Below are 20,501 nucleotides of genomic sequence, written 5' to 3' on the forward strand. Positions count from 1 at the left end.
TGGGAAGTAGATACGGTGCTTTCTAGTCGAAGTGAGTCACGATCATGTCTGGTTACATTCGTAGAACGTAAGACCCGACTTCTATGGGCCATCAAAGCCCCTAATAGAACGGCTAAGGCTCTAAACACCGCCTTTGGCAAGTTTATGGGGGCCTTCGGTCCCCAAGTAAAATCCATTACTGTTGATCATGGTAAAGAGTTTGCCAATTATCAGGCCTTAGAACAGGATTATCAGATCAAAGTTTATTTTTGCCATCCATATTCACCATGGGAGCGAGGTTCCAATGAATATTTTAATAGGCGGTTACGCTGGTTCTTCCCGAAAAAGACCAATTTTAGCCAAGTAACGACTGATGAGATCCTAGCAGCACTTGAACTAATTAATCAACGACCATTAAAAATACATCATCAACAGACTGCCATTGAAAGATTCCGGGCTTGTTCGGATTAAACTTGTAATTTGCCGAAATATAAGTTCAATCGCCCTAGTTAGGCACTCTAATAGTTCATCACTTTAACGTTCTTAGTCTTAGTTTTATCGAATTGAACCTTAACATTCTTATTAGTCGTTTTGGTCAGAAAATAGAAATCTTTGTCATCCGCAACACCCGTGTACCCTGTATACAAGTCGTCAAAGATATGATCAGGGGCATAATAAGTCCCTTGCAATGGAATGTTACTTGTTGCCATCTTGTACTCGGGATAATTTGTTTTGTATTCATCGGTTACCAACGTGTCTACTGGTTGGTAACTACGTGCGGAATAGACGAGCCGTTCCGAGCCAACCTTATTACCAGAACTATCGGTGGTCACCTCAGCTCGCAAATCGCTAGCAAACGGGACTTTATACTTAGGTTCTTTGGACTTTAGATTCTTAGCAACTGACTGCAGGTATGAGACAGTCTCTGCATCTGAATCCATATCTTCCTCCACTACCGACTTGTCTAAACCGATATCGTGTTTACGTCTTTCCGTGTCCGTTGCCAGGAGTTCCTTCGCATCCTTAAAATTCTTTCGGGCCTCTTTAATCTGACTGGCTACCAATGAGTGATCGCCACTCACGAATTCATCAAAGCTAGCTCTATCCGCTTTTTTTAACGTTGCGATAATTTGTGAATCTGATTTCTTGTTAATCTCTTTAAACGACATCCCGGTACCCTTAGGGGAATAAGCCGTTATCTTCCCATCCTTGGTAACGAATATAGTCCTAATTTTTGTATTCTTACTTAATTCCCGATTCTGGCTGTCATCGTTACTGGCAAAATACCAAATTCGTTGATTTGAGGATTGGGCATCCTTGAGAAAAGTTATTTCCTTTGAATTAACTTGGTTGGCACCTGATTTTCCACAAGCTGCCAATGACAAAATCGCTGTCCCTAATAAAGCAACATTTATTAAGCGTTTGATATAACGTTTCATATTTGAACTCTCCTTAGAATAAATATTATTTAAATAGATAAATCAGTAGCGGCGTCAGCAAATCAAACAGACTGCTGGCGACTATCACGGCTAAAATCGGCATAGAAAAAGAGGCCCAATTCAAATATTAAAAATTGAACCCCTTAGAGTCCCCTTCATCAACACTTATTGACTAAGAGTCTTACTTGTATCTGTTGAACTATTTAAAGCTTAATGGAAAACACGGGCGATTCCTGCAACATTAGAACGTTGGCCGTTCTTGATTGGTTGAACCATGATCCGTGGTGGCCAGCTTTCGATGACCTTGCCTTTGCCTAAGTAAATGGCAACGTGCCAAATTGTGCGAGTTCCTGGTTGGTAATAGAAGACCAAGTCCCCACGCTTCTTGTGACGGTAAGCCACGTGTTGGAACTTCTTGCTTGCCCACAGGTTACGAGAATTCCATTCGTTACCTGGATAAGCATGGTGAATGGAGCTAATTGGCTTAGTATTGATACCACCGGCATACAGTGCCTGCATGACAAGACCAGAACAGTCGGTCCCATAGTTTGGTTTCGAGGAAGACCCTACCAGATAAGGATTGCCCTTATACTTGTAAGCTTGCTTGATCATGGCCTCGATATGAGCTGAGCGCCCGTTCCAGGCATGGGCACCTAATGGCGCAACGTAGGAATCAATGCTCTTCCAGCTGGATTTAGAAAAGCCCAGCTTGACCCAGGTCTTTTCGTTAACATTCCCGGTAGCTTTCAAGTGATGCTTATGCTGGAAATTCTTGACGGCATAATACGTCGCTGAGTTGTACTTGTTGTACCCATTAGCGGTATGTAAACGACGCATAATCTTCCAAGTCTTGATGCCTTCGTAACCCCGCTTAACGGTATAGCCCACGCGACCGTAAGGCTTGATTTGCTTATAATTAACTTGATAATACTTCTTTGGGTTTTGGTAACCATTCGTCTTGGCAACGTAAGCCTTGTTGGCAGAAACGTAGATGCCGGTGTTCGTCTTTAACATCGGATTGCGACCTTCAACAGTCACTACCTTGGTGATTTTGGCGTAGTGACCCTTGTGAAATTTTGCAGCCTTGTGTTTCTTAGCGGCATCTTTATAGTAGGTAACCGTCTTCTTAACCCGGATAATACCAGGATTAGTGGTATAGTACTTGGCCTTAGTTTGCGCAAAAGCTGTGGTGCCAACGCTAGTAAGACCGGCAATGATGAGTAATGTAGCTAGCCAATGTTTCTTCATGATGTTTCTCCCCTTTGTGAATCTATTTACTGAATCTCTAATTAGTCACTTAAAGCCTAAAGGCAAGGTTCACTAGCCATTGACAACGACCAGGTTTGCAAACGTTTATGTAAGTTTCTACCTTCATAGGCCTTAAATCATTTAACGGACGGATAATCCATCGGAATGATGGTTTTATCGCTTATCATTGTAACGCTACTAAGATTTTGAAACAATACGGATATTCTGGAAGAACCCTGTTGTTACAGCATTCTCAGAGCAAATTGCTCGTACAATGAAATCATTCACTGAATTACCACTTGTGACTTTTATCATCGTATGACAGGTGAATAGCGGCCTCATTTTCGAAATTCTGACTCAGTGATGGCGAAAAATAGCACAATTACCCGTCAGCTAAAATAGTTCCTAGTTTTGGACTCATCCCTCCTTAACCACATTTATCCAATGACTCCAGTCTAGTATAAAACAAATGAGTACTATTTTCCTTATTTTTCTAAATAAAAGGTCTTTTTTTCTCTGTCAATGACCTAAATACTCCCTTAAGGTTAGCTTTAACACCACAATAGGAGATAGCCAACCATGCAAACCTCAATTAGTAAACTGGTGAATCAGAAACGACGCGCATTAGATTTAACCATTGAACAATTAGCTGAAAGAGCTAGCGTTTCCGTTAGCTTAATCTCGCGAATCGAACGTGGAGAACTCGCGAATATCAGTCTTAACAAGCTTCAGTCGATTGCGTCAGCCCTGAACCTAACCTTAAGCGACTTTTTCACCGATGACGCCCTGACTGGAATCCACACCTTAGAATTAATTTCCTATCTAAAGTCACTGCCAGAAAACCAACGTGAAATCGTCTCAGAAAGTATCCTGAAAATTTTAAAATTATAGTTGGTACTTCTGTACAATTAGGTTTGCGATCTCAGGCAGTGTATACTCACCCGCATGCATCTGATACTCGGCAACCAAATCAATCACACCAGTCGGCAACCTAATTTCAAAAATACGAAATCTTCGGTAATCAATCCGGTGGTTCGAACCGCGGTCGATCAGGAACTTCAAATCTTGTAGCAGTTGTAACCTGCTCAACAATGGATTTGCTGTCTTTTCCACACTCAGTCACTCCTAAAAAAATAAGCTAGCCTCAACCAAATTGGTTAAAACTAGCTTACCGCGCCCTCGCAATAAAAAACAGACTTGTAAAAATCTGAAAATTAATTTGTGGGGGTAGCAATTAAATTTATTTAAGTAAATTAATTTTAACATGCCTGTCAAGTCTCAAGCAATTAGGCAAAATAAAAGGACCGTTACTGGCGAATTTTTTCGACTAGTAGCGATCCTTTTCCATTACCAAATTACGGTAAGAAACTCTCTAACTATTTACAAAGACTATTAAAGTTGGACTCGTAAGGCCCATTGGCGATAATTTACAACTGTGCCTTATGCGCCTTAACCTTCTTCAACATGTTAGTCACCGACTTAGGCGCTTTGGCTTTCTTCAAAGCGCTACTCCGGACCCAACCAGTGAAACCAGATGCATTTTTAAACTTGTAATAGACGGCTTTTTTACCATTTTGGGTAACATGCGACGCGTAGGTAACGAGCACATACTCCCCTTTGTCACCGAAGGCCCCAAGCCAGAAGATACTCTTGATCTTGAGCTTACCGTTAGAATAGATATCGGCTTTCTTGGTTTTGATTTTATATGTTTGATTTTTGACGTTTTTGTAATACCGGAATTTAGTGCTAGCTGAAGCTGTAACGGGATTCGTCGTGGTGATAACACCGCCAGCGACACCCAACGTCACAGCAATAATGGCGATTAACTTTGTGATCTTCGACATGATAACTTCCTCCTAATAAAGTAAAGTACAAATTGATAGGGACAATAGTCTTCCTCCCAGTTAACTGCTTATCGAATTGTTTATTACGCTTAACGACTGTATTGTATCACAATAAAGTATTATTATCCCTAATTGATTTTTAAAAAGGTACTTTAATACTTAAAAATAACAAGTGAGGACCGTTGAACGTTAGATTTAACCACAAATTTATTGAAAAATCTGACACAAACTAAAAGGACCACTACTAGCGAAGCTTGCGACTAGTAGTGGTCCTTCTTCAGTCCTCGTTTACCAAACGACTGTTAAGGGACTCGTTGATTTTAAGCTAAATTCGACTAAGCGTGGACTCAGTGACTGTCATTTTATCGACAATCGCCACTCAATTTAGTCATGGGAATTATTCCCACTCAATTGTCGAAGGCGGCTTGCTCGTGACATCATAAAGGATGCGGTTCACGTGATCCACTTCGTTTACGATCCGCACGGAGATCTCCTGCAGAACGTCCCATGGAATCCGGGCGAAGTCTGCCGTCATCCCATCAATCGAAGTTACGGCCCGGATTCCTACGGCATAGTCGTAGGTCCGGCCGTCACCCATGACACCGACACTCTTGATGTTTGGCAAGACCGTAAAGTATTGCCAGATATCACGGTCGAGGCCGGCTTTCTTGATTTCCTCACGCAGAATTAAGTCACTATCGCGAACGATCTGTAACTTTTCTGGCGTGATTTCACCAAGGACCCGAATCCCTAAACCGGGACCGGGGAATGGTTGCCGCCAAACGAGGTCGCTGGGCATCCCCAACTTTTCCCCCAATTCGCGGGCTTCATCCTTGAACAATGACCGCAGAGGTTCGATTAACTGGAAGTGCATGTCTTCTGGCAACCCACCGACATTGTGGTGCGACTTGATAGTTTGCGCCGTATCGGTCCCACTTTCAATCACATCGGTATACAGGGTACCTTGTGCCAGGAAGTCAATCCCATCGAGCTTTTGAGCCTCGTCATTAAAGACTTGGATAAACTCATTGCCGATAATCTTCCGTTTCTTTTCGGGTTCGGTGACGCCAGCCAGCTTACTTAAGAAGCGGTCTTGCGCGTCCACCTTAACGATGTTCAACCCAAACTTACCTTCCAGACTCGCCATGACCTGTTCGGCTTCACCCTTACGGAGCAAGCCGTGGTCGACGAAGATACTGGTCAGCTGCGTGCCAATGGCCTTGTGCAGGAGGACGCCAACAACTGAGGAGTCAACCCCACCAGACAATCCGAGGAGGACGCGCTTGTCGCCCACCGTTTCTCGGATATGTTCAATTTGCAGGTCAATGAAGTCATCCATGGACCAGTTGGACTCGGCGCCACAGACATCGAAGGCAAAGTGCTTTAGGATATCATTCCCAAATTCCGTATTCCGAACTTCCGCGTGGAATTGAATGCCATAGAAGTTACGGTCAACGTCTTGCATGGCCGAAATCGGGCAATTTTCGCTCGTAGCCACGCGTTCGAAGCCATCCGGCACCTGGGTCACCAGGTCACCGTGGCTCATCCACACCGTCTGTTGCTTGGGTGTGTCTTTGAACAGTCTAGCATCATCGCTAAGAACGGTGATATCCGCACGCCCATATTCACGGTTGTCGGCGGATTCCACCTTCCCACCGGTCAGGCTGTGGGCCATCAGTTGCATCCCATAGCAGATCCCCAGAATTGGAATGCCCAATTCGAAAATCTCAGGGTCAACATTAAAGGCACTGCTGTCATACACACTGTTTGGTCCCCCGGAGAAGATAATCCCCTTGGGGCCCCAAGCCTTGATCTCGGCGGCACTCATGGTGTGTGCCTTGAGTTCGGAGTAAACGCCCATGTCACGAATCCGGCGTGTGATCAATTGATTATACTGACTACCAAAGTCTAGGACGATGATTTTGTCAAATTTTGACATATCAACGTTTGCCAAGCCATTCACCCTTTCTTCTTTTTCAACATTGCTTATATCATACAGATTTCTGAAACGCGGGTCAATGCAAAACTAACCCAACTAGTTAAGCCGATAACGCAAATGCACGTAGGGCTGCCGGTCGAGCTGACGATAGGCACTGACCACAAAGCCAAACTCCGCGGCTAACTGAGCATTGCGACTGCCAGGCCGCACGTCCATCCCCACGACCTGCGCACCACTCTGACGGGCCTGTCGCAGGGCATCGGCCATCAGCCATTCATCAAACCACCATTGCTGGTAAGTCTTATTGGCTGAACGCGGGCGCACCGTTAACAAATCTAAATACCACTCGTCCGGTAAGGCACGAAGGGTTACCACTGGTTGCTGTGGTGGCACCACCTGCAGGCGTTCAAACAACGCCGACCACTGATTGTCCAGAGTCGATTCCACCGCGGCAGGATACCCATAAGCCACCCCAACGGCAACCCCTTGGTTCTGGTAAACACGCGCCTGGGGATAACCGTAACGGAAGTTTTCTTGATGGTAGCCGACAAATAACAACTGTGAAAGCTGTTCCTTGGTCAGTCGCCGCAGCCGACGCAGATGCCGCCGTTCCAACTCGTGTAGCACCAGGATTGCCACCGCATCGGCATCAACAATTGTTGCCGCTCGTAACATGGCCTCATCCCCTAATACTTTCGCAGGAGCAACCGATCAATCCGGTGGCCCACCGTCTTATGAATAATCATATCTGCCCGATTGCGCGTCGGCAGAATATACTCTTCCAGATTTTTCAAATCAATGTCATGCCAGACCTGCCGAGCCTTCGCTAGGGCCACATTTCGGTCGCCCGTGGCATAGGGGTAGTAATAGTTCGACGGGTCCTGGAAGGCCGTCTCTAATAGCAACTGGAATCGTTCCAGGAACCAATCCTCAATCAGATCCGAATCGGCATCGACGTAAATGGAGAAGTCGGTAAAATCGCTAACATAAATCTGTTCATTTGTCGGTAATTGCAGGGTGTTAATTCCCTCCACGATCAGAATGTCCGGATGCTCAATGTAGTCGAACTGGTCAGGCACAATGTCGTAAACCTTATGGGAATACACGGGTGACTTCACCAGTGGTGCCCCTGACTTCACAGCATTTAGGAAGTGAATCAACCCGGCCATGTCGTAACTCTCTGGGAAGCCTTTACGACTCATCAAGCCTCGTTTCTTTAGCTCTTCGTTAGAGTAGAGGAACCCGTCGGTCGTAATCAGTTGGATTCGCTGATCGGTGAAGTAGTGATTGAGTAGCACCTCTAACAGGCGTGCCGCGGTACTCTTACCAACTGCCACACTTCCAGCAATCCCGATGATAAAGGGAATCCGGTGGGCCGGTTGTTGCAAAAAGGCCGCCTGATCACGTTGTAGTTGGCGGTAATGTTCGACCTGTAATCGCAACAGATGCACCAATGGAATGTAGACATCCTGAACATCTTGTAGCGAAATCCGGTCATTGAAGGCCTTGATCTGCCGCAGACTCTCCGGCGTCAATGGCAACGTTGCGCGGTCGGCAAAGCCTTGCCACTCCTCGCGAGAAAACGCATTGTAATTAATGGGATCACTCATCATAACACCTCAACCTTACTCTGAAATAATTAGTCACATTATACCGCAACTTCACCCCATTTGCCTGGTTTCTCCCACGTTGCTAGACGCCCTAGAAAAGCCAAAAGAGCCGCACCCTTCGGCACAACTCCTCATCTTTAAATCGTTTCGTATTCATCTTCCGGAATTCCAGCCAGCAATGGTGAAGGTTCTGCCACCGCAATCAGACTGAGCCGGTGCATCGCTCGCGAACAAATCGTGTAGAGCAACTGCCGTTCGTCCTCGGCCGCATAGCGACTCGCCGACGCCTGCCAAACAATGACGGCATCGAACTCGAGTCCCTTGGCCAGGAACGATGGCACCACGATGACCCCCGGTGCCAGACGTTGGTTTTCGGACTGAATCAGTGTGACCGCAACATCCTGAGCCTTGAGCTCTTCGGTCAATCGTCGACAGTCTTCGAGATCCTTACCGATAATGGCCGTGGTCTCGTCCTCGGCATTGTTGCGTTGGACCTGGGCAATCACCTTGGCAATCCCATCGGCCTCGTCACTGGCCACCGTCACCGTTGGCAACTCACCCTCACGGTCAAAGGCCGTCACAGCCTCCCCGTTCTTTAAGATGTGCTTGGTGAAGTCGGTCACCTGTTGGGTTGACCGATACGATTGCGTCAACTGCACCACCTTGGTCTTATCCGGGTCAAACATCGTACTCAACTCTTGCAGGAGCGTGCGACTATTTTCCTTGGTGAAGATCGCCTGATTCAGGTCGCCTAGCATCGTGAAGCGTGCTCGTGGGAAACTAAACTTCAGGAAGGCCAATTGAAAGGCGTTGTAATCTTGAATTTCATCCAAGAAGACGTAGCGCATGTTTCGCTCGCCTTCCTTCCCCGTCATCTTATCATAGAGGTACAAGTATGGCGTCGTGTCGACCAGCTGCATGTGTCGGTCCTTTAGCTTCTCAATGGTTTCGTCCACACTGGCCTGCCAATCGGCAGCCGTGATGTGGAAATCATTGAGGTCAATGCGGTTCGGCATATCTCGGAGCATGTGCACGTATTGGTTGTTGATACTCAGGAACCGGGCCCGCACGATCGCCTTACGAATCGGGTCGAAAGCCTTCATGACGACCTTACGCGCCAAGAACTGGAATTCTTTATCCGCTGATTCAAACTCGCGGGGGTCATCCCCATAGAGCGCATTCAGCTGTTCACGGTCGAGGTCCTCAATGGTTTCTTCCACCCACTTGGTCCGCATTTCACTAGATATTCGTCGATTCAGGATGCGAATGAGGGCTTCCTTAGTCGCCTGTAACCGGTTGGCCAGGTGATAGTTACGGTTGAAGCCATAGTAGATCTCTTCAATCTTCTCCTTGTCGATAAACACCTTGTCCTTGAACTTGATGTTGCGGAAGACCATATCGCGGCCCTCCAAGTGATCAGCATAGCTGGTCACGGCGTCGAAGAAGGTCAGACTTCCCTTCAAGCGGCTGATGCGCCTCTGTGCAGGGGTATTGACCTCACCGAATCGTTGAGCCAACGTTTCAACCTCAATCTTAGGTAACCGCCGACCAGCGTACTGGTAGTAAGTCATTTGAACCATGTTGTGTTCCCCTAATTCGGGCAACACTTGGTCAATATAGTCATTAAAGAGTTGGTTGGGTGAAAAGAGCATCACCTGTCCGGCATTCAGGTGTCCCCGATACCGGTACAGCAGGTAAGCCACTCGTTGTAAAATTGCCGCCGTCTTCCCAGAACCCGCGGCCCCCTGAACAAACAAGAGATCGGAATGCGTGTCTCGAATAATGCGGTTTTGTTCCTTTTGAATCGTTGTCACGATACTCTTCATCTTAGTATCGGAATGCTCACTCAGTGCCGACAACAACATCTGGTCGGTCACTGTTTGGTCCGTATCATAGAGGGTGACGATGGTGCCATCCTCAATCTGAAATTGTCGTTTTAACTGCACGTCCACGGTCTGTTCCCCATCGGGGGTCTGATAGCTGACGTTCCCCAGTTCCCCATCATAGTAAATACTGGAGATCGGTGCCCGCCAATCGTAGATCAGGAAGTGATCCGGGGTATCTGAGAACGACCCCAGCCCAATATAAATGGTTTCAGGCTTCGCCGTCGGACCTTCTTGAAAGTCGATTCGGGCAAAGTAAGACTTATCCTCTAATCGTTTCAAGGTGCTGAGTTCCGTCGTGGCGTGTTGCCAACTGTTTTGGCGTTCCGCTAGTAACTGTTGTTGTTGCCGCACGGACAGCGCCGTTTCCAATAATCCTTCATAACTGTCGGTCTTGATTCGCAAGTCATTGACGAAGTTTTTCCGGATACCGGCTTCATCACCCTCCGCGGAATCAATCCGTTTCTTGGCAGCAGTCTCTGCGACCTTAATCTTCGCGATGACTGCGTCTAAATGCTTCTGCTCTTGGGCCTTAATTGAATCTGGCAAGCCAATCCCTCCTCGAATTAACCGGACAAACTGTAGGTGAAACGCTTAATAATTCGACTTACCATTCTACACGTCTTCCCCTTATAAAGAAAGGAATGTGATTGCTTTAAGTCAGTTAGTTTCTCCTATCTTTGGTATACTTGAGGGGATATTTTTCGGAGGTGAAATGATGGATCAATTTTCTCTATTAATTATTTTAACCGCAGCACTGATTACCCCATTAGTCATGGCGAAGTTTAAGCTGACCGTCTTACCCACGGCGGTCGTCGAAATTCTAGTCGGCATCCTACTGGGACCGAGTATCCTCAATCTGGTGCACGCCAATACAACCCTAAATTTACTGTCGAACACCGGGGTCATCTTCCTGATGTTTCTGAGTGGGATGGAGATTGATTTCAGTCTCTTCAACCGTCGCAAACAGCCACAGACCCCATTGGCCGCCAAGGTGGCAGGCAGTGCGCCAAAATACTCACCGGTTTTTATCGCCATCAGTAGTTACGCGGCGATTGCCGGCAGTGCACTGTTACTGGGCTTTATCTGCCGGTGGACCGGGTTATTCAAGGACCCTTGGCTCGCTGCCATTATCTTCATGACCATTTCTCTCGGTATCGTCATCGCGACGCTCAAGGAAAAGGAACTCCTCAGCAAACCCTTCGGTCAAACCGTGCTACTGATCGCGGCTCTGGGGGAAATCATCCCCCTGTTTGCCCTGACCATCTACGCGTCAATCTTTGGCAAGGGAGGAAAATCCCTGTGGTTGCTGCTCCTAGTCTTCTTGGCTGCGGGAATTCTCTTCCGCCGGTTCAAGCCCTTCTTTACCTTCTTTGAGGGTATCAACAAGTCTACCACTCAACTGGATATTCGTCTGGCGTTCTTCCTGATCTTTAGCATGGTCGTCATCGCTGAATCCGTGGGCGCCGAGGGAATTCTCGGGGCCTTCGTGGCCGGAATTGTCATGAAGCTCCTGCAACCACAAGAAGACACTCGGACACGCTTGGATGGGATCGGCTACGGCTTCTTCATTCCCATCTTCTTCATGATGAGTGGGGCCGGTCTGAACCTGCGAACGTTACTGGCTTCACCATCCACGCTACTGCTGATTCCGGCCTTCTTCGCTGCCTACCTCTTGGCCAAAGCCGGTGTTTATTTCTGCTTACGCTTGCGATTCAAACGCGGTAATGCCTTTGCCGGAATGGCCATCAACAGTGCCACCATCACGATGGTTCTGGCTGTCCTGCAAGTAGCGAAAACCATGAAGGTCGTCACCACCCAACAGTCTGGGGCCTTCCTATTAGCTGCCATCTTGACCTGTGTTCTCGGACCCTTGTTGTTTAATACCGGTTACACCGCCGAGGCCGAGGATCTGAAGAGATCCACGGTTCACTTCATCGGAACCAACCTGCTCACCGTGCCCGTGGCGCAACAATTGACTCAAGACCGATATGACATCACCATGTATACCAACAAGGAAACAAACTTCAAGACCTACAACTCCGAGGTCAACGTTCACCTGTTGGACTCACTCGAAACGCAATACGTTGAGGACCAGGACGCCTTCGATGCCGACATCGTGGTCTTAGGTCACCTCAACGCCACCAAGAATTACGAGTTGGCCAAATCTGCTAAAACCTATGGTGTCAACCGCGTCATCGTGCGCTTCGAGGATCGCAACGTCCTCGATGAACGGGAAGACGAACTCAAGGAACTAGGCATTGAAGTCTACAACACGCCAAACGTTAACATTGCCATGCTCCGCAGCCTGATCGAAGCCCCAACGACCCTGCGTCTATTGACGTCATCCACCTCAGCCGTCTACGAAGTTGCCCTGCGCAACCGGCGTTACACCGATCAGGCCATCCGCAGCTTGCCATTCGTTGGCCATATCACCATCAGTCAGATCTTCCGCAATGGCCACTTTGTCCGGCCAACCGGTGCCACCACCTTGAAATTTAACGACCGCATCATCTTCACCAGCAGTCCCGAGACGGCTCGTGAAATTCGGCGCGAACTAGGCATTCTCAACTAGAACTGCTAAAATAAAACTAACTAAACTTAAAGGAGAGATGACATGGCGACAGTTGAAATCTATTTGGTCCGTCACGGCCAAACCTATCTGAACAAGTACCACCGCATCCAAGGATGGTCCGACTCCCCACTCACGGAAAAGGGTATTTTGGATGCCCAGAACGCTGGTAAACGACTCGCTAAGGTGCCTTTCGCGGCGGCTTACGCTAGCGACACCACCCGGGCCAGCAATACCGCCAAGGAGATCCTGGCGCGCAATGTCAGTGCCCTCGACCAGCCCACTATCATGCCAGCCTTTCGGGAAGAGAACTTCGGCTTCTTCGAAGGACTCGATACCAGCCTCACTTGGCATACGTTGGGCAGTCCCAAGGGACTCGATGACTTTAACCAGATGATTGCTAGTCTCACCATCGAGAAAACCAAGGACCTCTTCAAGGCCCATGACCCTTACGGTGACGCCGAAGACAACCAAGAATACTGGGCTCGATTACAACCTGGTCTGGACCATGTCGTGGCCAATGCTAGTGACGGTGACCGTGTCCTGATCGCCACCCACAGTACGACGATTCGGAGCATTGTGTCCAAGTTCTCCGACGTCGATGTCTCGGTTCCCGTGGAAAATGGCAGCATTACCAAGTTGACCGTGACCGACGGCAAGTACCGTGTCGACGACTATAACAATACTGAAGGACCGATTGCTTAGTTAGGTCTAACCGGTCGCCTGCGGCTGGCTCCATCTCTGGTCTCCTCCGGCTAAGATCGATCATCTAGATGAATTCCATTTTAGGATTGATTCATTCAAACAAAAGTTGTAACTTAGGTTTCCAAATTAAAAGCTGATTGAGAAAAGTCCTCGGATTCTTCTCAATCAGCTTTATTTTTTGTATTAGATAACTTTGGCAATAAGCAAACTTGTGTGAGTATAGTTTGGTCATCACCTATTATTTAATTTAGATATTTTTTAGTTTAACCTGTTTGGCAATGATCCTGTTTAACAGGACAAGCAGTGTTAACGCAATTAGTGCAAACAGTGCAGCCCCTAGACTAATTCTGTTAACACCAACAGCTCCAACTAGAACTGACGCTGTAGCCGAGCCTAACGACGTGCCAAAGTTAAAGAAAATTGAGCTCAAGGACGAAGCCAATAGCATTGACTGCGGATAATCTTGCGCCGCGACATCTAAGAAGTGAAGTTGCATTGACGCGCTGAACAAGGTGATCAGCATCATAATTGCCATTAACAGCACAAATCCAGCGAATTTATTCATGAACGTCACCGGCAACAAAGTTAAGATCACCACATCTGCAACATAATACTTGGGCATTAACTTTAGGCCGCCACGCGTCGCAATTGTCCCTGAAAACCGATTGCTAATGATACTGGCAATTCCCAAGGCAAAAAGTAACAGGTTTAAGTTCTGAGTAGCAAAGCCTAGTACCACGGTCAGTAACGGGCGAATATAGGTGTAATACCCGTACTGCGTTGCCGCAGTAAACAGAACAACGCCAATTGCCATGTATATCCGTGAGTCTTTTAGCAGCGTGAGTTGATTTAAGATAGTGCCCTGAACCTGATTGATATGGCGAGGCAATACCCAAATTAAAAACAAGATCGTCATCACTGAGATAACGGACACCGTGAAAAACGCGTAACGCCAGCCAAAACGAGTGCTAATGGTGGTCCCGACTGGAATCCCAATGACCGATGCAATACTAAAACCGGCATAGATCCACGAAATCAAATTCGCACGTTTTTTCTCCGGTGCGATTTGATTTGCAAATATCATGATAATTGAAATGATTGCACCTGAAACACTAGCCGAAATCATTCGTGACACCATCATCATCCAATAATTTGTTGCCAGACCACTTAGCGTATTGCCAATCAAAAATATTCCCATTAAGGTCAGTACAGTTTTGTAACGATTACATTTACTCGTCAAAATCGTCACAATTGGCGTGCTGACGGCATAAACAGTTGCAAAAATCGTAACCAGATAGCCAACCATCGCAATTGAAACATGCAAATGGTTCGCAATATCGGGTAAAATTCCTACCACCATAAATTCGTTGCATCCTGACATAAAGGCCACTAAAACAAAAACAATTGTTTGTAAACGATATTTATTCAAAAAGATTCTCCTTAATTTACGTTGCCGTTAATTACCACCTCCATTCGAATTTGAAATACTGTTTTTTTTACAAAGTCTGCTAATCATTATTATGGCTCCTTACTTAAACATCAAGAGACAACTTAATTTTACCACTTCTGCAATTAAACTAGCTGAGTGCAATGGGCCTGATTAAGCTCAAGAAAATTGAACAATTTAGGGGCCTAATTTAACCTCAACCTAACCTTCAAATTATTTTGGTATGGCAGCCTAGCCCTCATGACCACCGTCGCACAGAGCATCTTTACTTGCTATATCGCCGTGCCAAAAAGTCTCGCAGTGGCAACGTAAAGTCCCCGGTCATGACCAAGCTACCGAAGTCAGCCGTCACCATCTGCTTATCCTGATGTAAAGCCAGCTTAACGGCCCACTTCGGATCAAATAGGAGCTGTTGCCCCACCGCAACCAAGTCGGCCTCCTGGAGGACATTAGCGACGTCCTGTCGTGTGCGGACCCCACCAACACCAACCAATGGGATTTGACCATTTAAAGCTTCATACATGTAAGCCATCATCGATTTGTCCTGATAACCATTTTCTCTAGCGACGCGGTCGTAATTGCCAAGGGAGACTTGAATGTAATCCAACAGGAACTCCTGCAATTGTGTCAGGAGATATAACGTGTCATCGAACCGAATGCCCGGCGTTTCGAATTCCTCCGGCGAGAGGCGATACCCGACGATAAAGGGCCGGTCTGCCGTCTCTTTAACCGTGGCGAAGGTCCTCTGAATCACGCGCCGAATGAAGGTTGCTCGTTGCGTGCGATCACCACCCCACTTGTCGGTCCGCCGGTTGGAATGCGGTGAAAAGAACTGCTGTAGCAGATAGGTGTTGGCACCGTGCAGCTCGACACCATCAAAGCCGGCCACGATGGCCCGCCTCGTCGCCTCACCAAAGTCAGCAATGATGCTTTCAATCTCGGTATCCGTCAGTTCACGCGGTGTTTCTGCCTCCGGCCGTTCGGCGGCAACAGCACTGGCAGAGACCGGTTATTCCCCGGATAACGTCGCTCGAGAAGTCATTCGACCAGCATGGAAAATCTGCAAGATGGCCTTGGCTCCCTGACTCTGGATAGCACTGGCCAAATCGTGGAGTCGGGGAAGCATATCGTCACTAGCTACACTCAACTCACCGGGCCAACCCTTACCACCTGCCTGAACGTTAGCGGCTCCGGTGATCACCGCTCCTAGTCCTTGCGACCGTTCCCGATAATACGCAATTTCGTCGCGGGTGATCTGACCATCAAAGAAGCTCTGACGCGTCGTCATCGGCGACATCATCAGCCGATTCTTCAACGTTACTCCCGACCGCAAACGCAACTTTTCTGAATACACTGCCATGCTAAGTCCTCCTCATTTTTTAAATACCTAGATCTCATTGTCCCGAAACCAGCACTACAGTAAAAACATTCGGTTCACAAAAAGAACACCAGGGACTGCGACAACCGTCACAATCCCTGGTGTTCTTTACATTTACACTGCTGAAACGTGCGCTAGCAGGCAGTCGACTCCGCTTAAACCTGGCAATCAACTAGTCCAGAACCAGGTTTAATTGATTACCACCAGCCTTAATGCTCGACGACTAACCGCCTGCGAGCACACTCTGTCTATCTTTAATCGTGAATCAATGACGCCTCATGGGCCCGTTGGGTGTACATATCGATCTCGTCATCGGCCGCACGGACCCAGTGACGTGGTGCGATTTCAACCAAGTGACGTTCTTTGCCGTCATTTTCTTGGCCCCCATCGTAGGCAATCTCTTGACGTGCCCGTTCGAACTCGGGGTCCGGCACGGGAACAGCAGACAAGAGGCTCTTGGTGTAGTCATGCAGGGGGTGGGCGTAGATTTCGTCAGAATCGGCGATCTCTAACATCCGGCCGTAGTGCATAACCCCAATGCGATCGGAGATGTACTTCACCATGGACAAGTCATGGGCGATGAACAGGTACGTTAACCCCTGTTCCCGTTGAAGCTTCTTCATCAAGTTAACCACTTGGGCTTGAATCGACACATCCAAAGCGGAGATCGGTTCATCGGCAATGACGAACTTAGGCTTCACAGCCAAGGCCCGCGCAATCCCGATCCGTTGTCGTTGCCCGCCGGAGAATTCGTGGGGGTAACGACTGGAGTGGTCCTTGTTTAACCCAACGGTTTCTAACAAGTCCTCAACCTGCTTCGTTCGGTCATCATCGTCCTTGGCAAGATGATTAATATCAATTCCTTCGGCAACAATATCCTTAACCTTCATCCGTGGATTCAGCGAGGCATAGGGATCTTGGAAGATCATTTGCATCTCTTGCCGGAAGTCTCGCTTTTCCTGCTTACTGGTAAAGGAATCGACGTTCTTGCCGTCAAATAAAATCTCACCAGAAGTGGGTTCATAAAGATGGATGATGGCCCGACCGGTCGTCGTCTTACCGGAACCGGATTCCCCCACAAGGCCAAAGGTCTCGCCTTTGTAGATATCGAAGGAAATGTCATCAACCGCGTGGACCTCATCGGATTTACCCACGTTGAAGTACTGCTTGAGGTGCTTGACCTCGAGGATTTTTTCGGCATTTTCGTAGTCCATTATTGCTGTTCCTCCTCTTCTTCAACAGGCCCGGTCGTTTGTTGTGCTCGCGCCAAGGCTTGTTGCATCTTCGCGTACTTCTCTTGCCGCTCCACAATCTGAGCGGGCGGCGTCACTTTAGGAGCGTCCGGATGGAGCAACCAAGTTGCGGCATAGTGGGTATCAGAAACCTTGAAGAATGGTGGTTCCTGCTCCGTATCGATCTTCAACGCATACGCGTTACGAGCCGCAAAGGCATCCCCAGTGGGTGGATCCAATAGGTCAGGTGGCGTTCCTGGAATGGAAGGCAACTCATCACCACTGGAATCTAGCGTTGGCATGGAACTCAGCAGACCCCACGTGTAAGGGTGCTTTGGGTTGTAGAAGATTTCATCAACGGTCCCATATTCTACGATTTTACCCGCATACATGACGGCCACCCGGTCAGCCATCCCCGCCACAACCCCCAGGTCATGGGTGATAAAGATGATTGACGTGGAAATCTTATCTTGTAGTTCCTTCATTAAGTTCAGAATCTGAGCCTGAATCGTCACGTCCAAGGCGGTCGTGGGTTCATCGGCAATCAGAACTTCTGGGTAATTAATGAGGGCAATAGCAATGACGATCCGTTGCCGCATCCCACCAGAGAATTGGTGCGGATAGTCATTGATTCGGCTTTCGGCATCGGTGATCCCAACAAGCTTCATCATTTCCAAGGCTTGTGCCCAGGCTTTATCTTTTTTCATGCCCTTGTGAACCATGAGGGGTTCGGCGATCTGCCGGCCAATCTTCATGGTTGGGTCGAGCGAGGTCATGGGATCTTGGAAGATTTCGGCGATGTCTTGTCCCCGAATGCCTTCCATTTCCTTCTCACTCTTCTTGAGTAAGTCTTGACCCTTGTACATGATACTACCACTGGCAATGTCGGCGTTGCTGGCATTCAAGCCCATGATCGTCCGTGTTGTGACCGACTTGCCGGAACCGGATTCCCCAACAATCGCTAGGGTTTCCCCTTTCCGTAAATCAAAGCTCACGTTACGGATGGCCTTAACGTCACCGGCATAGGTCTTAAAGTTCACTTGTAAGTTACGAACCTCTAAAATGTTGTTTTCGTTATCCATGACGTTATTTCACCTACTCTTTCGTGCGTGGGTCGAATGCATCCCGTAACCCGTCACCGAGAAGGTTAAAGGCTAACATAATGATACATAGGACCAAGGCTGGCCACCACATCTGGTAAGGCAAGAACTGGAAGTTCTTTTGCCCATCGTTCAACAGGGTCCCGAGGGAGGCCTGAGGCGAAGAAATCCCAATCCCGATGTAGGACAAGGTTGCTTCGAAGAAGATGGCACTTGGAATAGTGAACATCGTATTGATAATGATGACACTTGAGAGGTTAGGCAACAGGTGCTTGAAGGCAATCTTTAAGGAACTTTCCCCCAAGGTTCGTGCCGCCAAAATGTACTCTTGTTCCTTAATCTCCAGCGTCTGCGCTCGGACGAGTCGTGCCATGTTGGTCCACGACGTCAACGCAATCGCGATGATAATCGACAACATCCCGGGCTTTAAGATCAGGATTAACAGGACGATAACCACCAGGTTAGGAATCGACAGGATAATTTCAATGACCCGCTGCATGAAGGTATCCACGCGGCCACCTTTCCAACCGGAGAAGATCCCGTAGGTCACCCCGATGGTCAGGTCAAAGAGCGTTGCCACTAAGGCAATGATCAGAGAAATTCGCGTCCCGTAAAGTACCCGAGAGAGTAAGTCACGGCCTAGGTAGTCGGTCCCCATCAAGTAGTGAGCACCGGTAGCCCCGGCCTGCTTGTACGCGTCGATTCGCTGACCCGCTTGGACCAAGGTCCCGTTGAACCCGTTAATCCCAATGCCAGGAATCTTAGAAGGCAAGTTGGCATACTCTGGATGAACTTGGTTAGGGTCATGTGGTGATGCGACGGCGGAGCCAAAAGCCAGGATGAAGATCAGTCCCAAGAGGATCAAGGATACCCAAGCACCCTTGTTCTTCTTGAGTCGACGCCAAGCATCTTGCATAAATGTCAGCGAAGGTGCCGCGATCTTTTCACTATCTAACGCAGCCCGATCGTCAGCCGTGATTGGCTTGAAGCTATCTGCTGGAAGTTTTACTGTATCTGCCATTTATTTACCTCCTAGTTAGCTTTCCCCGTGAGTCGAATCCGTGGATCAACGATTCCATAAAGGATATCGGTGAACAACAGGACGACACACAGCATGAATGAATAGATAATGGTTAAGCCCATGATAGTTGGGTAGTCATTGGTCAAGACGGACTTGACGAATTGTTCCCCAATCCCGGGGATGGAGAAGATATTTTCCACAACCATGGACCCGGTCATGATGTTGACCGCTAAAGGCCCCACAATGGTGATTAGCGGAATCAGACTGTTTCGTAAGGCATGGTGGTAAATAACCCCCATCCGGCTGAGCCCTTTGGCTTTTGCCAGTTCAATGTAATCGGAACTGAGTACGTCAACCATTTCCGTTCGAACGAACCGCGCCGATTCGGCTAACGGTGTCGCGCCTAGCGCCAGGGTTGGGAGCACCGTGTAAATGAAGCCACCCCATTCGGCGATTGGGAAGAGCTGGGCCTTTAGCCCCAAGTAGTATTGGAGTAAGACCGCAAGAACGAAGGAAGGAATTGAAATCCCCAGAATTGACACTACCGTAGTGGTCGTATCAACCCAAGTGTTCTGTCGCATAGCTCCGATGGCACCGACCAGAATTCCGAGAACAACCCCAACAACCATGGCTTGCAGCCCAATCTGTAAGGATGGTCCGATCCGACTAGAAAGCAGGTAGGATACGGGTTGATCGCTGAATTGGAAGGACGTTCCAAAGTCTCCTTTGACAGCCCCTGCTAAGTAAAGCAGGTATTGCTGCCATTCTGGCTTATCCAAACCGTATTGCTTGTAGATTAAGGCAATTTGGCTCTGTGAGAGCTTGGCTTGGTTGGTCAGAGGAGTCCCTGGTAACAACTTCATCAGGAAGAATGTGACGGTAATAACGATGAATAAGGTCAGGATCAGATAAAAGATCCGCTTTGCTAGGTACTTTGCCATTTGTTTACCTCTCAATCAGTAGACTTATTCGTTACCGTTAAGTTGTTAAGCTTAACAAGAATTAGATAAAAACAACAAGACGATAAATGATTGCTAAATATCGAAAAGTAAGGACTAACAGTCTCGTTAATCCTTACTCCCCGATGAAACTATCACGATTGGT

The 20,501-nt window shown here is 47.9% G+C and carries 16 protein-coding genes and 2 pseudogenes; 4 read left to right on the top strand and 14 right to left on the bottom strand.

Annotated elements, in window-relative coordinates; translation table 11 throughout:
- Positions 1–450 (top strand): annotated as a pseudogene (locus tag EKM70_RS08275) (IS30-like element ISLsa1 family transposase); the annotation flags it as partial.
- Between the two features lie 47 nt (positions 451–497).
- Here the strand turns inward: EKM70_RS08275 and EKM70_RS08280 are convergent.
- Positions 498–1,418, bottom strand: coding sequence for a hypothetical protein (locus EKM70_RS08280; protein ID WP_125546940.1), 921 nt, complete (start codon positions 1,416–1,418; stop codon positions 498–500).
- Between the two features lie 210 nt (positions 1,419–1,628).
- Positions 1,629–2,666: an NlpC/P60 family protein gene (locus EKM70_RS08285; RefSeq protein ID WP_125546942.1), complete on the bottom strand. Its 1,038-nt coding sequence runs from the start codon at positions 2,664–2,666 to the stop codon at positions 1,629–1,631.
- Between the two features lie 579 nt (positions 2,667–3,245).
- On the opposite strand from EKM70_RS08285, the gene EKM70_RS08290 reads away from it, so the two are divergent.
- Positions 3,246–3,557, top strand: a complete 312-nt coding sequence (locus EKM70_RS08290) for a helix-turn-helix domain-containing protein (RefSeq protein WP_125546944.1) — start codon at positions 3,246–3,248, stop codon at positions 3,555–3,557.
- Here EKM70_RS08290 and EKM70_RS08295 read toward each other — a convergent pair.
- From EKM70_RS08295 to helD, 6 genes are all read right to left on the bottom strand, one after another.
- Positions 3,552–3,779 carry a hypothetical protein gene (locus EKM70_RS08295; RefSeq protein ID WP_125546946.1) on the bottom strand — a complete coding sequence of 76 codons (228 nt, stop codon included), beginning with the start codon at positions 3,777–3,779 and terminating at the stop codon, positions 3,552–3,554. The two genes, EKM70_RS08290 and EKM70_RS08295, sit on opposite strands and share 6 nt — an antisense overlap.
- Before the next feature lie 314 nt (positions 3,780–4,093).
- Complete coding sequence (locus EKM70_RS08300) at positions 4,094–4,510, bottom strand: hypothetical protein (protein ID WP_125546948.1); 417 nt, start codon at positions 4,508–4,510, stop codon at positions 4,094–4,096.
- A 397-nt stretch (positions 4,511–4,907) separates the two neighbouring features.
- Positions 4,908–6,449, bottom strand: a complete 1,542-nt coding sequence (gene guaA, locus EKM70_RS08305) for a glutamine-hydrolyzing GMP synthase (protein WP_191985891.1) — start codon at positions 6,447–6,449, stop codon at positions 4,908–4,910.
- A gap of 96 nt (positions 6,450–6,545) precedes the next feature.
- A complete protein-coding gene (locus EKM70_RS08310) occupies positions 6,546–7,124 on the bottom strand; it encodes a hypothetical protein (RefSeq protein ID WP_125546951.1) in 579 nt (192 codons plus the stop codon).
- An 11-nt stretch (positions 7,125–7,135) separates the two neighbouring features.
- Positions 7,136–8,059, bottom strand: coding sequence for a type I pantothenate kinase (gene coaA / locus EKM70_RS08315; RefSeq protein WP_125546953.1), 924 nt, complete (start codon positions 8,057–8,059; stop codon positions 7,136–7,138).
- Between the two features lie 137 nt (positions 8,060–8,196).
- The gene (helD, locus tag EKM70_RS08320; RefSeq protein ID WP_125546955.1) at positions 8,197–10,491 is read right to left on the bottom strand and encodes an RNA polymerase recycling motor HelD; all 2,295 of its coding nucleotides are present in this window, start codon (positions 10,489–10,491) and stop codon (positions 8,197–8,199) included.
- Positions 10,492–10,660: 169 nt separating this feature from the next.
- On the opposite strand from helD, the gene EKM70_RS08325 reads away from it, so the two are divergent.
- Together EKM70_RS08325 and EKM70_RS08330 are read left to right on the top strand one after the other, a co-directional pair.
- Entirely contained in the window at positions 10,661–12,517 is a 1,857-nt protein-coding gene (locus tag EKM70_RS08325) for a cation:proton antiporter family protein (RefSeq protein ID WP_125546957.1), read from the top strand.
- Positions 12,518–12,559: 42 nt separating this feature from the next.
- Positions 12,560–13,219, top strand: coding sequence for a histidine phosphatase family protein (locus tag EKM70_RS08330; RefSeq protein WP_125546959.1), 660 nt, complete (start codon positions 12,560–12,562; stop codon positions 13,217–13,219).
- Between the two features lie 247 nt (positions 13,220–13,466).
- Here EKM70_RS08330 and EKM70_RS08335 read toward each other — a convergent pair whose 3' ends face one another.
- The 6 genes and pseudogenes from EKM70_RS08335 to opp3b all read right to left on the bottom strand — a co-directional run bounded on the left by EKM70_RS08335 (position 13,467) and on the right by opp3b (position 20,338).
- A complete protein-coding gene (locus EKM70_RS08335; protein WP_125546960.1) occupies positions 13,467–14,648 on the bottom strand; it encodes an MFS transporter in 1,182 nt (393 codons plus the stop codon).
- A 283-nt stretch (positions 14,649–14,931) separates the two neighbouring features.
- Positions 14,932–16,026: pseudogene (locus EKM70_RS08340) on the bottom strand (NADH-dependent flavin oxidoreductase).
- A 272-nt stretch (positions 16,027–16,298) separates the two neighbouring features.
- A complete protein-coding gene (locus EKM70_RS08345; RefSeq protein ID WP_125546962.1) occupies positions 16,299–17,258 on the bottom strand; it encodes an ABC transporter ATP-binding protein in 960 nt (319 codons plus the stop codon).
- A complete protein-coding gene (locus EKM70_RS08350) occupies positions 17,258–18,358 on the bottom strand; it encodes an ABC transporter ATP-binding protein (protein ID WP_125546964.1) in 1,101 nt (366 codons plus the stop codon). Before EKM70_RS08350 ends, EKM70_RS08345 begins: the two co-directional genes overlap by 1 nt.
- A 13-nt stretch (positions 18,359–18,371) precedes the next feature.
- Positions 18,372–19,397 (bottom strand): ABC transporter permease, encoded by a 1,026-nt coding sequence (locus EKM70_RS08355; protein WP_125546966.1) that lies wholly within the window; start codon positions 19,395–19,397, stop codon positions 18,372–18,374.
- A gap of 11 nt (positions 19,398–19,408) precedes the next feature.
- Positions 19,409–20,338: an oligopeptide ABC transporter permease gene (opp3b, locus tag EKM70_RS08360; RefSeq protein ID WP_125546968.1), complete on the bottom strand. Its 930-nt coding sequence runs from the start codon at positions 20,336–20,338 to the stop codon at positions 19,409–19,411.
- Positions 20,339–20,501: the final 163 nt, after the last annotated feature.

The organism is Levilactobacillus lindianensis (genome assembly GCF_003946095.1).
Lineage (GTDB): Bacteria > Bacillota > Bacilli > Lactobacillales > Lactobacillaceae > Levilactobacillus > Levilactobacillus lindianensis.